The following is a 15,836-nucleotide window of genomic DNA, read 5'->3' on the forward strand; positions in this document are numbered from 1 at the left end:
AAAACAATGAGTGCATACTTGTTTCCCGGTCAAGGATCCCAATTTAAGGGGATGGGGAAAGGGCTCTTTGATGAGTTTAGTGAATTAGTTTCAAAAGCTAATAAAATTCTTGGTTATTCTATTGAAGAACTTTGCCTCACAGATCCCAATAATAATATAACTGAAACTAAGTATACTCAACCAGCACTATTTGTTGTAAATGCATTAAGTTATTTACGAATACGTAATGAAACCGGTAGTAATCCGAAATATGTTGCAGGCCACAGCCTGGGTGAATACAATGCATTATTTGCAGCTGGTGCATTTGATTTCGAGACCGGCCTCCAACTTGTAAAAAAAAGAGGAGAGTTGATGTCAAAAATTACAGGTGGAGCCATGGCCGCAGTTTTAGGTTTAAATGCGGATCAAGTCCAAGACATATTGATACAGAAAGGTTTTTCTACTATTGACATTGCTAATATTAATACCCCTGAGCAAATCGTAATATCAGGTCCTAAAGTAGATATTCTAGCTGCGCAAAGCATTTTCGAATTAGCAAATGCTAAAATGTTTATTCCATTGAAGGTTAGTGGTGCGTTTCATTCGCGTTATATGCAATCAGTTTCGGATGATTTTAAAGAATTCATTAAATCCTTCCAGTTCTCAAAGATGACTATTCCGGTTATATCTAACATTTATGCTAAGCCTTACGGAGAACAAGAACTTCGTGAAAATTTGGTGCTTCAGATTACAAATACAGTAAAATGGACTGAAACAATCCAATACTTATTGAATGAGAAAATAACCGAGTTGATGGAGATTGGACCAGGGAATGTATTAACAAAAATGTCAAACGAGATCCGTACGCTATACTTCGATGTCAAGAAAACGGAAGAAATCCCTCCTGCCTCTCATTTCTCAGCATCAGTAGTGCAGGATTCAGATCTGTTATTAACGGCTGAAACATTGGGAGATGAAGGATTCAAGCAGGATTATGATTTGAAATATGCTTATGTGGCCGGATCCATGTATAAAGGAATAGCTTCTGAAGAGATGATCATTCAAATGTCCAAAGCTGGAATGCTGGGGTTCTACGGATCAGCTGGACTGAGTTTAGAACAAATTGATAATTCTATTCAATTTATACAAAAATCTCTCCCGGATAAAAAAAATTATGGATTTAATTTACTACACTATCCTGATAATGCCTTTCGGGAAGAGCAAAATGTAAATCTATTTCTAAAGCGTGGGGTCCAATTGATTGAAGCATCTGCATTTATCGATATTACTCCCGCCTTGGTGCTATACCGTGCTAAAGGATTGTGTAAAACGAATAATAAGATTATTCGGAAGAATCGTATCATTGCTAAAATTTCAAGACCTGAAGTGGCAGAGGCTTTTTTAAGCCCTGCTCCGATACATATAGTTAATACACTTCTGAATGATATGAAGATTACACAATTTGAAGCTGAATTACTACGTATGGTTCCAGTTGCGGATGAATTATGTGTTGAAGCTGACTCTGGTGGTCATACCGATCAAGGAGTTGCGTATGTACTTATGCCATCTATAATTAGACTCCGTGATCAAATAATAGATACTTACCGTTACGACCAAAAGATAAGAGTCGGAGCAGCTGGTGGAATCGGAACACCGGAGGCTGCAGCAGCAGCGTTTATACTTGGAGCTGAATTTATTGTTACTGGCTCAATTAATCAATGCACTCTTGAGGCTAAAACGAGTAATGCAGTAAAAGATATTCTCGAACATGTTAATGTGCAAGATACGGAATATGCTCCTGCGGGAGACATGTTTGAGTTAGGAGCCAGAGTTCAGGTCTTGAAGAAGGGGTTGTTCTTTCCATCAAGGGCGAATAAGTTATACGAATTGTACAACAAGCATTCTTCTATTGAAGAGTTAAACACTAAAGACAGGCAAGTTCTCGAACAGCGTTATTTTAAACGAAGCTTGGAGGAAGTATATCAAGAGGTGAAATTATATAAAACTTCTAGGGAAATAGAGATAGCGGAACAGAATTCAAAATACAAGATGGCGTTAATATTTAAGTGGTATTTCGCTTATTCCACAAACATTGCTCTGAGTGGTGCTAGCGATGATAAGGTCAACTATCAAATTCATTGTGGACCATCGTTGGGAGCATTTAACCAATGGGTAAGGGGATCTAATTTAGAAAGCTGGAGAAATAGAAATGTCGCTGTGATTGGTGAAAAAATTATGACTGGGACTGCAGATTATTTAAACAATCGTTATCAATCGTTATACGGTTTATAAAACCTTGTTAATTGGAGTGGGTGAAACAATGCTACCTTTTATGAAAAATTATTACAATGGTTTAATTGTTATACCTGTTATTCTCGCTTTTAGAAAGCATGGAGTATTTGATGTATTATCACAAGAAAAAACGATTACTCTTAAACAATTGGTAAAAAAAACAAAGTCTAATGAAGTGTATTTAAGGATAGCTTTATCTGTTTTGGAATCTTTGAGATGGATTCATCGGATACCTAATACGGATAAATATTTGCTGAGCGATGATGTGGATCATTCTATTTTTAATATGGACGACTTTACTGAATTGTTGAACTTTCCTATGACAGAGTATTTGAACAATTCGAATAGTACTCAGTCAATAAATCGTTGGATAGAGTATTCAAAAAAAAAATGGGGGATTCAAAATTCACAACTGCAAGTGTATCTCGATGGATGTTTAATTGTTCCCCTTCTACAAAATTTAAAAAAAAGAAATAGTATAGAGGATATTTCTGGAAAATCTTTTCTTTCAGAGCTCTCCCTTAAGGCTAGGAAAGAAGTTACTGAATTATTAATTAATAAGGGTTGGTTATTGGCAGAGAAAAAAAGGGGGGGACTCACTGATCTGGGAAGAAAGGTATTTGAATATATCAGCGATACAGGTCCTGTTTTTGAATCGTGGATGTTTGAAATAGAAGAACTTATATTTGGAAATAGTGGTTCCGTATCAGTCTCCACCGATTTCACATCTTTAGCCTTTGCAAGAAACAAGTTAGAGTCGGATCTCGAAACCATATTCGTTTCTATATTCAGTGATCTCCCTTTTGATACTCAACCTAAATACATAGCGATTATAGGGAGTAAAGATGATACAATGATGCGAATCATTCAAGAAATCATTTTGTCTAAGACTGCCAGAGGTAGAGTGCAGACGCTTTATCCACTTCAGATTCTCAGGATAGATGTAGAGAACGCAGGGAATCCCGAGAAATTGATGAAGTATTTGTCCGCTCACGGATTGACAGACCCAGAAGATATACTGTACGTAAGAGAATCTGTCACTCGGACTGACCAGTTGAAGAATGAAGATTTAATCATAAACCGGTTCGGACTGATTACGATTGAGATACATGGATTAGAGCCGAGTACAATAGCTCAGTACTTACAGCAGAGTGACTGTTTGTATTTTGATTTCTCACGCAGATTTGCACAAGGGTATCTAGAAGGGGCAGATTCTTTTTTATTAACAAATGCTCAAGTTGGATTATTTCCACATCCAGAGACTTTTTCTAAATTTCCCCCAGAAACATCATTTACACAGATTACATTGAATCATTTCATGCGGAAAAATTATAGCATTCGTATAGCCAGACAATCGGACCTTCCCAAGTTATTGGAACTGGAAAAACTTTGTTGGGATGCCGACCTAGCGGCTTCAGGCCAAACCATAGCAAGGAGAATAAATAAATATCCTGAAGGTCAGGTCGTTTTGGAAATAGATGGAGTTGTAAAGGGGGCAATGTACAGTCAAAAAATTGAACATGTGGACATCGTACATAAGGCAACCTCAAAAACTGTGGAATCTCTTCATTCAGATAAAGGTACAAATATACAGTTTTTAGCAATTAATATTATGCCCGATGTGCAAGATCAAGGCTTGGGCGATCATATGCTAGAATTTATGCTCCAACGTAGTGAAGTAATAGAAGGGATTAAATCTGTGGTTGCAGTAACTCGCTGTAGAGATTATGGAAGATATCCTAACGTATCTAAGGCTGAATATATAAAAATGAGGACTGATACAGGGTGGCTTATTGATCCAATTTTAAGATTTCACGAATTACACGGTGCTCAAATCAAGGGGCTTGTACCTGGATATCGTCCCAAAGACAACATTAATGAAGGTAACGGGGTTCTAGTAGAGTACGATATTAATAAGCGGAATGGTCATAATTTCAACTGGGATATTATTTATGAATTGGATGAATATATAGATTTTGAACAAAAAGATGGAAATACTCGAACGCATGACAACAAAATTAATACTACTGTCTTATCACTTATCAATAGCATTCTAGGCAAGGAAGAGACAGACAATTCATTCGATGTTAATACTCCCCTAATGGAAGCAGGAATGGATTCCTCGGATATATTTGATCTCAAGGAACAGCTGAGTCAACTTTACGATATATCTTTGGGAGCTTCCTTCTTTTTTAAGTACAATACTCCTGCAAAGATTATATCTTTTTTACTACAACATACGAATCAAGGTCCTCAAATAGAAGAGAAGGAAGTAGAAGATGTTCAAGCTGATGAAAATGAAGATTCTGATTATAGAGGAATAGCAATTGTAGGAGCATCATGTCGATTGCCTGGCGGTATACGGACAATTACTGAGTTGTGGAGTCTTTTAGTTCGTGGTGAAGATAAGATTAGCCAATTGCCTTCCGAACGTTGGGAGTGGCCTTCCTCCATTGATCCGGCATCAGAACACCTTGGCATTGATTACGGGGGATTTTTAGATCGTTTGTATGAATTTGATCCATTCTTTTTTAGGATCCCCAAGCATACTGCAGAGTGGATGGATCCTCAACAGCGAATGCTTCTAGAGCTTGGTTGGGAGTGTATCGAAGATTCGGGTTACAACGCCAAAGATTTATGGGGAAGCAATACAGGCGTCTTTATTGGTGCAAGTGGTTCCGATTATCAGCGACTTACGGAGGGGTTACAGGAAGTAGACGAAAGTTACGCTCAGGGTACTGCAATGTCAATTCTGCCAAACCGAATTTCTTACTTTTTCAATTTCCATGGACCTAGTCTACTTATTGACACAGCTTGTTCAAGTTCGTTGATTGCCGTTCATGAGGCAGTCAAGGCGATTGAATGCGGAGAGTGCGAGCAAGCCTTAGTAGGTGGTATCCATTTGATGTGTCACCCTTCAAACAGTGTTTCATATTACAAGGCAGGAATGCTATCTAAAGATGGTAAGTGCAAAGCATTTGCTAATGATGCCGACGGATATGTTAGAGGGGAGGGAGGCGTAGTCCTCCTAATTAAACCGTTGAAAAAAGCAGTCGAGGATAAAGATGCGATCATGGCAGTCATTAAAGGAACTGCTACAAACCATGGTGGGCAAGCAGGTGGATTAACGGTTCCAAATCCAGATATCCAAGCTTCCTTAGTAGCGAATGCTTTACGTTCAGCCAATATTTTGCCGCAAATGGTTAGTTATATAGAAGCGCATGGGACGGGAACCCCTTTAGGCGATCCGATTGAGTTGGACGGGTTGAAAAATGCATTTAACCATTTTCCTGGTAATTTGTGCGTAGAAAATTCCTGTGGGATCGGTTCGATTAAATCGAACATCGGCCATTTAGAGGCCGCTTCAGGCATTGTTGGTTTGCTAAAAGTGGTTTTAAGCATGCAGAACCAGATGATCCCGTCATCTATAAATTGTAAAGAAGTGAGTACTTCGCTGGAATTAGAAGACAGTCCCTTCTATATAATGCGTGAAAATATGCCATGGGAGCGAAAAGAAGGGCTGAAGCATCTTTATGCTGGTGTAAGCAATTTTGGATCGGGTGGTGCTAACGCTCATGTGGTTCTGGAAGACTACTACTCACCAAATAGAGAATCTTCACCTGCTGAGAAGCCGTGTTATTTGATTGTCTTGTCTGGCAAAACCAAAGAAGCACTTAATCGTAGATTCTTACAATTAGATAATTGGATTGAACAGGAAGGATATCATTACCCTATACAGAGTATAAGTGCAGCATTGTTGCTTGGCCGGGCTCACTTCAAAGAGAGGGCCGCATTTGTTGTGAAAGATGCTGTGGAGCTGAAAACAAAACTGGCAGAAGTTCTAAATGACGGAAAAACCAAACAATATATATGTGGAACCATTGCCGAAGGGGGTAATGACGAAAGTTTTGAGCGATTAGCAGCTCAGATAGTATACGATCTCGGATTCTCTAATCCAATGCTTTCGACGGGAAAGTATAGGGAGACCATGGTGGAGTTATCTAATTTATATGTCAAAGGGTGCGAGTTTGATGGGAGGCCTTTGTTTCAAAATGTTCTCTGGCGTCATGTAAAACTTCCATACTATCCATTCGCGTCGGAGTTGTTTTGGCTGCCTACTAATCGCAAGATAAAGAAAAAGGGCCATGATCTATCTGGAATGCATCTGCACCCATTGATTCATCAAAATATTTCAAATATGCATGAGCAACTTTTTCGTTCATCCTTCAAAGGTGAAGAATTCTTTCTGGTAGATCATATGGTAGACGGGCAGAAAGTTTTACCTGGAGTGACATACTTGGAAATGGCCCTGGCGGCGACTGAAATTTCCATGGAAGGTACAGGTAAAGAATCTAATTATTCCTGCTTGAGCGAAGTAAACTGGATTCGTACTTATTCTCCAGAAAATAACCAGTATGATGTTCGAATAAAGCTGCTGCCCACTGAGGATTCCAACATGAGTTTTGAAATATTCGGCAATTGCCCGGAGCATGGCCCGATCATATATTGTGAGGGAATAGTTAAAAATGTAGGAAACGTGTCGCCTATAGTTCCGGAACTAGCAGATCTTCAATCCCGTTGTTCTAAAAAAGTCTTATCTGCAGAAAAATGTTATGAATGGTTGAAAGACAATGGCCTTTCTTATGGTGATCGCTTTCGCGGAATTCATTCCATTTATGTGGGGGATGAAGAGGTTTTAGCTGAGATATCTCTTTCTAAGCAGAATGGTATAGAAGGAGAGTTTAGGCTTGTGCCGGGACTTATAGATTCGGCATTGCAGGCAGTTTTGATTTTTAATATAGAGAAAGATGGAACGGTAATTAACAATCCGATGCTTCCTTATTCTCTTCGTGAAATGGAAGTTTACGAGCCCTGTACTTCTCATATGTGGGCTTGGGTAAGACATAGTGGTAAAAAGGGAGGAGACAAAGGTGAAACACCGTTATTTGATATCAGCTTAATCAATGATAACGGAAATCTTGCTGTCAGGTTGAAAGAATTGGTATTTCGTCGAAGAGGATCGGATAAGTCGATTGAGTCTTCGTTGAATAATGAACCAGTTGTGGAATCCCAGAAATTAAGGATTGCGCAGAAATCACTCTTGCAGGCTGTACAACGTAGTGTGACTCTCAAATTAGCCGAATCTTTAAGTGTAGATGTTGATTCAATTGATTCTGAGGAATCATTTATGGACTACGGAGTAGATTCTATTACGGGTATTCATTTGGTTAAAGTGATCAATCAGACACTCTCGGTCCAGCTGCGAACAACCGATTTGTTCGACTATAGTTCAGTGAATAAGCTTTCGGCTTATATTATAAAGAAATTCTCAGAAACCCTTCAGCCATTGGCGGATTCTAATTCCTTTTTACCTGAATTATTGAAAATCGAAGAAAAGGATGAAAAATCCAAGTTCCGTATACGTAGTTCAGAGTCTAAGAATGTCGATTCAGGGAAAGAATCAATCGCCATTATTGGTATGAGTGGGCGATTTGCGAAGTCCCAGGATCTGCAAAATCTTTGGGAACACCTTGTATCAGGGGATGATTTGGTTGAGGAGATAACCCGCTGGGATTTATCGAAGCGCTATACCGAGGGGGGAGTTGATCGAAAGAATTATTGCAATCATGGCAGCTTTTTGGAGGATGTTGATTGTTTCGATCCGATGTTTTTCAGTATTTCGGGAGTAGAGGCCTCATACATGGATCCTCAGCAGAGGGTTTTTCTGGAGGAATCGTGGAAGGCGCTTGAAGATGCGGGTTACGCCGGCAGTAATATGGACGAAAAGCGATGTGGAGTTTATGTTGGTTGCCAAGAGGGAGATTACCACCATTTATATGGAGATCATGCTCCCGCTCAATCTATGTGGGGACGAGCCAGTTCCATTATTCCGGCACGCATTGCGTACTATCTCAACCTTCAAGGGCCGGCGGTCACGGTTGATACGGCATGTTCCAGCTCTTTGGTAGCCATACATCTGGCATGCCAGAGCCTGTGGTCGAAAGAGACAGAAATGGCACTTGCGGGTGGTGTAACGATCCGAACTACACCCGAATTTATCATGAGTGCCGAGAAGGCAGGCATGTTGTCCCCAAAAGGCCATTGCCACGCATTTGATGAAAGCGCCGATGGTTTCGTATTCGGAGAAGGCGTCGGTGTCGTTGTCCTCAAGCGCCTACAGGACGCTTTAGCGGACGGTGACCACATTCACGGAGTTATTCGGGGCTCTGGTATTAACCAAGACGGAAAAACCAACGGTATTACCGCACCGAGTTCTAACTCCCAAGAGCGTCTGGAGTGCCAAGTCTATGAGGATTTCCACATTGATCCTGGCAAGATCCAAGTGGTGGAGGCGCACGGAACTGGCACCAAGCTGGGGGACCCAATCGAATTTGAGGCGTTGACTCGTTCGTTTCGAAAATATACTGGTGAAACGGAATACTGTGCGATAGGTTCTATCAAAACGAACCTCGGACATACAGTAACGGCAGCGGGCGTTGCGGGTGTGCTGAAAATTTTACTTTCCCTGAAACACAATCAGATTCCGCCATCTCTCCACTACCGTGTGGAGAATCCAAACATTACGTTTAAAGGAAGCCCTTTTTATGTAAATACCCGTCTGAAGGATTGGGAGATCGAGGAAGGTAACAAACGGATTGCTGCGGTGAGCTCTTTCGGATTTAGCGGGACAAACGCACACCTGGTTATCGAGGAAGCTCCGCGACGAGAGACAGCCCCCGCAGAAAAGCCAGGATATTTGATCGTATTGTCCGCCCGTACAGCCGTTCAATTGAGAGAGCAGGCCAAACGATTGATTACCTACGTTAAGCAAGAGTCTAAGATTTCTTGCGCTAATATGAGCTTTACTTTGTTAAAGGGAAGGAAGCATTGGAATCACCGTATGGCTTGTGTAGTCCGTGACCGTGAGGACTTGCAACAGGTATTGGAGGATTGGCTGGACCAGGGGGAAGCAGCTAACGTTTATATTGGGGAAATTCAGGACAATGCGCAACCGGTACAGAAGGAGGAAGCCTTGATCAATCGAGGTAACCAATGCCTTCGGAAATGTAATCAGGGGTGCCAGACACAAGAATATTTGGAAAACCTGGTCGTCGCAGCAAAACTATTCACGACAGGATATGAGCTGGATTTTGATGAACTATTCAGAAACGAAAAATATTTCCGTGTTCCCCTACCGGTATATCCGTTTGCCAAGGAGCGTTATTGGGTACAAGAGGCGGTAGGAAAAAGAGATGTTTCGAGCAGGACATATCTCGAAACGAATGAGATGCTTCATCCTTTACTGCATCGGAATACATCGACCTTGAGCGAGCAGCGGTTCTCTTCGTTATTCACGGGCAACGAATTTTTCTTGCGAGATCACGTGGTTAAGGGCCAGCGAGTATTACCGGGAGTGGCGTATTTGGAAATGGCTCGTGCAGCCATCGAACTTTCGACCGAGCTTGACGAAGAATCTGCTACCGATGTGCGGCTATATGATGTTGTATGGCTTCAACCCTATGTATTCGAAGGTCATGAAATACCACTGCATATTCGCTTGTTTAATGTGGAGACAGATAAGATCGGATTTGATATATACAGTGAAGCTCCTGGTGGTGCACCGCTTGTGCATTGTCAAGGTGCGGCTCGAATTGTACCTACTTCGAATAGTTGGCAGTTACGGGACTTGGCAGAGGCTCGATCCCGATGTTCTATACGGGATATGTCCTCGGAACAGATTTATCGGAATTTCGAATATTCTGGCCTCTCTTACGGAAAAACATTTCAGGGTGTCCAAAAGCTATTTGTAGGTCGTGAAGACGTGCTTGCAAAATTAGTTTTTTCAAAGGCTGGCCTTGCAAGCGAATCTGGATTTCGTCTTCATCCAAGCCTGTTGGACAGTGCTCTGCAGGCGTCCACCGGATTTACGGGAAATAGTGAAGGCTCTTCGCCAATGTTACCTTTTGTTCTTGAGGAATTGGAGTGGTTGGGACCTTGCGAATCATCGATGTGGGTATTCATGACAGCTAGCAACATGTTTGACAACACGACTGTGAAAACACGGAAATATGATTTGGAACTATGTAATGGTGAGGGACGCGTTTGTCTTCGAATAAAAGGACTGGTTCTCCGTCAGAGTGAAGAAAGTGGCTACAAACTAGAGGAGATCTCTGCTGATGAGAATAATGATACAGGCCAAGCTTATACATTAGTTCCGGTGTGGGATGCCGTAACTTTTGAAAAACAACCCATAAATACTGTACAAACTGTCCGTAAAGTTATGATCGGCGGGACTCCTGAACAGCAGGAGGAAGTTCGTCGAAACGAACCATATATAGAGATATTAGAGTTAGGACAGCATGCAACAGTTAATGAGATAGTTGGACGGCTGGAAGGGGAAAAGTCAATTTCCCGTTTGATGTGGGTGGCACCAACTGAGGGCCTGCATACCGGAAGGTTTGAAAATATAATCGAGGATCAAGGTGTCGGCGTTGTTCAGCTATTTCGCACCGTGAAAGCTCTGCTTCAACTGGGATATGAGTCGAAGGAATTAGAATGGGTTGTGATCACGACACAATCCCAGCAAATTCAACCGGAGGATGCCATTCATCCTACTCATGCTTCAATGCATGGATTTGCCGGTTCAATGGCTAAGGAATATCCGGACTGGAAAGTATGGATCCTGGATTTGGAATATGGTGAGTCGTGGCCTGCTGAAGAAATGGACAATTTAATGAAAAAGGAGACAGGCTTATGGGGAATCCGTAGGGGAGAATGGCACCGCCGACATCTGGTTTCAGTGTCATCTACAATAGCTGGAGTGCAGGATCGTCATGTATACCGGGATGCCGGCGTTTATGTGGTGATTGGCGGCGCAGGTGGCATAGGAGAGGCATGGTCGGAATCGGTTATCCGAAAATATGGTGCACAAGTAATTTGGATAGGACGTCGTGAAGAAAGTGAAGAGATTCGCAATAAACAAGAGCGACTGGGAAAGTTGGGGCCAAAGCCTCTATATTTAAAAGCCGATGCAACTGACGCAGAAGAATTGCGTCAGGCATATGCTGAAATTCGTCGTAACTTTGGCAGGGTTCACGGAGTTGTCCATTCAGCGATTGTGATGCTTGATCAGAGCTTGGCGCTTATGGACGAGGAGAGATTTCAATCCTCTCTAGCGGCGAAAGTAGATACGAGTGTACGGCTTGCGCAGGTTTTTGGCAACGAGCCCCTTGATTTTGTTCTGTTCTTTTCTTCAATTAATTCGTTTTTATATAACCCTGGTCAAAGCAACTATGTTTCAGGATGCACGTTTAAAGATGCGTTTGCTCAATGGTTGGGTCAATTATGGTCTTGCCCGGTGAAGGTGATTAATTGGGGTTTCTGGGGCAGTGTGGGCATTGTCTCCTCTAAAGATTATCGTAAGCGCATGACTCAGGCCGGGTTCGGATCAATCGAGCCTGAGGAAGGTATGAAGGCCTTGAACGAGCTATTAACAGGAACGTTCCAACAAACCGCTTTTATCAAAATAACTAAGCAGAGAATACTGGATGAGTTGGAAGTGCACGAAAGTTTGATTCAAAATGCTGAGGCCCCTTCTTGCTTGTTAGAGGTTAGTGCTTCAACTCCGGATGAGAGAGAACATGTACCATTCCTTGCTTCACTAATAATGGAGGATATTCTGTGCAAACTCCTTTGGGGGCAGATGCATGCAGCCGGATTATTCGGTAAGTCTAGTGGAACTGTTGAAGAACTGCGAGTACAGCTAGGACGTCAGGATCATTTTTATGGGAAGTGGCTCACCGAAAGCCTATCTTTTCTGGAAAAGAAAGAGTATCTCACATTCGATGGAACGACATACTGGCTTGGGAACCGGGACGTGCCTGATCTGAATATGATATGGAAAGAGTGGGAGGAACACAAGGTTTCCTGGATGGAGGATTCAGACACAAGGGCGCGGACACTCCTTGCGGAAATGACACTGCGCGCTATCCCGGATATATTAGCGGGTGCAGTGCAGGCAACGGAGGTGATATTCCCGGATGGATCAATAGATTTGGTGGAAGGTATATATAAGCAAAATCCGACTGCTGACTTCTACAATGAAACCTTGGCTGATACGGTGGAGGCATACCTGAGGGAACGGATCCAAATGGACAAGCATACCGGTATACGGATCCTTGAAGTGGGCGCTGGAACGGGGGGGACTACGGCTTCCGTTTTGGCAAGGTTAGGCCTATACCGGAAGAATATCGTTGAATACACCTATACCGATATGTCGAAAGCATTTTTAATGCATGCGAAGGATGAATTTGGATCGCGGCACCCGTATCTAAGCTATCAAATCTTGAATGCAGAAGAGGCATATGACGGCCAAGGAATCGAGAGAGGAAGCTATGATCTGGTGATTGCAGCGAACGTCCTGCATGCCACACGAAACATTCGTCGTACTTTAGGCCATGCTAAGGCTGCATTGAAAACCAATGGATTACTGATTCTTAACGAGATCACAGAAAATACCATATTTAATCACGTAACATTCGGCCTACTGGAGGGGTGGTGGCTGGCCGAGGATACTGATTTACGATTACCGGGATGCCCATGTCTTTCTTCTCTGTCATGGAAATCGGTTTTGGAGGAAAAGGGATGGCAATCAGTCAGGTTCCCAAATAGTGGGCCGGGTCGTGAAGGACAACATGTGATCGTAGCTCGAAGTGATGGGCGTATCCGAGTTACTAAGACTAATATTGGGGCATCGTTCTCGCTAACTGGAAATGAGCTTGACGCCGCCAAACTCGTAAATTGCGATACCAAATCAGATGCTTTTTACTTTGAGAACGCAAAACACATATTGGATAAGTGCAGAAGGTATTTGATTCGTCTCATGGCGGAATCCTTGCAACTTTCCGAAGACTCGATGGATCCATTAAAATCCTGGGAGCACTATGGTATTGATTCTATTCTAATAATTCAATTAACGAACGAACTTCAGAAAGCTTTTGGTGTGTTAAGCAAGACACTTCTATTTGAATATCAAACTATTGATCAGCTTGCGAGTTATCTAGTTCAGGCAAAGAAGGATGTGCTTCTAGAGTTTTTCTCAAAGATCGAAACAGAGATCGGACATATTGCCTCCAACAAGCAGGATTCGTTCCATTCTGTTGTTCTTCCTTCGAAAAAGGCCACTCATCGATCTCGTTGGTTTAACAGTCGAGCGATAGGTGGAATGTCGGGAAATCCTGCTGTTTGCAACAATAAAAGCCAACAAGTTGCCATTATAGGCTTGGCCGGACGGTATCCGCAAGCAGAGAATATGGAAGAATTTTGGGATATTCTAAAGCAAGGCAGAAATGTCATTACGGAAATTCCATTTGAACGTTGGAATTGGAAAAATTACTATGATCCGGAGAAAGGCAAGGAAGGCAGCTCATATAGCAAATGGGGAGGTTTTATCTCAGACATTAACAGGTTTGATGCTCTTTTCTTTCAAGTTTCGCCTGCCGAGGCGGAGCAGATAGATCCCCAAGAGCGGCAATTTCTTGAAGTGGCATATGAGAGCATACAAGATGCAGGTTACACTCCCTCTACACTCAGTAATAACAAAAAGGTAGGAGTATTCGTGGGAATTATGAACGGATACTATCCGACTGGATCCAGGTATTGGTCCATAGCCAACAGAGTTTCTTATTCACTTGATTTTCAAGGGCCAAGTATCGCTGTTGACACCGCCTGCTCCTCCTCATTAACCGCCATTCATTTGGCAGTCGAAAGCTTGTCGAATGGAGGCTGTGATTGTGCGGTCGCTGGTGGGGTTAGCCTGATTTTGAGTCCGCAGCACTTAATCAGGCTATCCGAGTTGACGATGCTGTCCGAGAGCAACACTTGCAAATCCTTTGGAGAGAATGCCAACGGCTTCGTGGATGGGGAAGGTGTCGGTGCCGTTGTTCTTAAACCGTTAGAAAAAGCAATTCGGGATGGAGACCACATTTATGGTGTTATAAAAGGAAGCACGATCAATGCTGGTGGGAAAACAAGTGGATATACGGTTCCCAATCCTGTAGCGCAGAGTGAGGTGATTTCCGATGCGCTTAATAGGGCTGGTGTTCATCCACGAATGGTAAGCTACATTGAGGCACATGGTACAGGAACTGCACTTGGAGATCCTATTGAAATCAGGGGATTGTCTCGTTCATTTGAGAAAGACACTTTGGATAAACAATTTTGTGCATTGGGTTCTGTTAAGTCAAATATAGGGCATAGTGAAGGTGCAGCGGGCATAGCAGGTCTTACCAAAATATTATTGCAGCTGAAGTATAAACTTTTAGTTCCTTCCCTGCATTCCTCAAGACTAAACCCCTATATTGATTTTGACTCATCTCCTTTCATAGTGCAGCAGGAATTATCAGAGTGGAAGAGACCTATGGTGGAACTGGGTGGCAGAATACAAGAATATCCCCGGATTGCAGGGATATCGTCATTCGGCGCTGGTGGTGCGAATGCCCATTTAATCATTGAAGAATTTCCTTCGGAAAAGGGAAATATCGAAAATGATCTGAAGGAATCGCAAGAGTCTGTACTCCTAGTTCTCTCCGCGCGAAACAATGAGCAACTTGTTCAACAAGCACGGAGATTGCAGCATGCTATCAGAATAGGTGATGTTACAGATCAAAATCTATCAGACGTTGCATATACCTACCAAGTTGGACGGGAAGCTATGGATGAACGTTTAGCTATTGTAGCGAAGTCGGTTAGTACCCTTGAGAGACTTCTTCTTGATTGGGTAGAACACAGAGAAGACGGCATTAGTCTTTATCAGGGAAATATCAAAAGAAACAAAGAATTGATATATCTTGTTTCCGGGGATGAAACCTGGTCGGAGTTGGTGGAGTTATGGGTTGAGAAAAAGAATCTCGAGAAAATAGCCGAACTTTGGACTAAAGGATTTGAGTTGAATTGGGAGCGACTGCATAAAGAAAGAAGAAGAAGGGTACCACTTCCAACGTATCCCTTCGGCGGAAATCAGTATTGGTGTTCTGTGGAATCATCTGGGTTCTCACCTTTTAAGGATGACGTGTTAGTCAACCAAAGTCGGAATCAAGTGCAGGAAGCGTCGGACGGAATGACTGATGAAATGACAGTGATGAATACAGGTGCACTTTATTCACATATTCAGAACATACGCGAAATGCTTCCGAAAAGAAGCTTTAAAAAGGGGATAGTAGAGCATCACGCAATACTTATTCCACCCGTGAATGATTCTTATGAGAAGGAGTGGCTTAAGCGGATAGAAGTAGACTTTGTTCAAGCTGTAGCATCATGTCTAAATGTTCATCCGAGTGATTTGGATCCCGATACGAAAATAAATGAGTATGGATTTGATCGATTCCTATTTGAACAGCTCTGCAATAAGATTAGTTGGCAATTCGGCGTAGTATATAGATGTGCTCTTGATCATGTAAATGGATTTCCCAGCATAAGACAAATGGTGGCATTGTTTGTTTCTGAATTTCGCGACCAGATAGTTTACCCAGCAGAATTTGTCGCTTTTCCTGCCGAGTAAATAATGA

2 protein-coding genes are annotated in these 15,836 nt (G+C 42.3%); both read left to right on the forward strand.

Translation table 11 applies throughout. The features are described 5' to 3' along the window. Window positions 1-6 precede the first annotated feature (6 nt). Window positions 7-2,271, forward strand: a complete 2,265-nt coding sequence (gene fabD, locus NYE26_RS05685; RefSeq protein WP_339254517.1) for an ACP S-malonyltransferase — start codon at window positions 7-9, stop codon at window positions 2,269-2,271. 28 nt (window positions 2,272-2,299) lie between these two features. Beyond that, window positions 2,300-15,829, forward strand: a complete 13,530-nt coding sequence (locus tag NYE26_RS05690; protein WP_339254519.1) for an SDR family NAD(P)-dependent oxidoreductase — start codon at window positions 2,300-2,302, stop codon at window positions 15,827-15,829. Window positions 15,830-15,836 lie beyond the last annotated feature (7 nt).

The organism is Paenibacillus sp. FSL P2-0136, assembly GCF_037975325.1.
Lineage (GTDB): Bacteria > Bacillota > Bacilli > Paenibacillales > Paenibacillaceae > Paenibacillus_AQ > Paenibacillus_AQ silagei.

Coding starts and splice junctions, on each gene's coding strand:
- NYE26_RS05690 (WP_339254519.1), top strand. CDS start 2,300: ATGCTACCTTTTATGAAAAATTATTACAATGGTTTAATTGTTATACCT.
- fabD (WP_339254517.1), top strand. CDS start 7: ATGAGTGCATACTTGTTTCCCGGTCAAGGATCCCAATTTAAGGGGATG.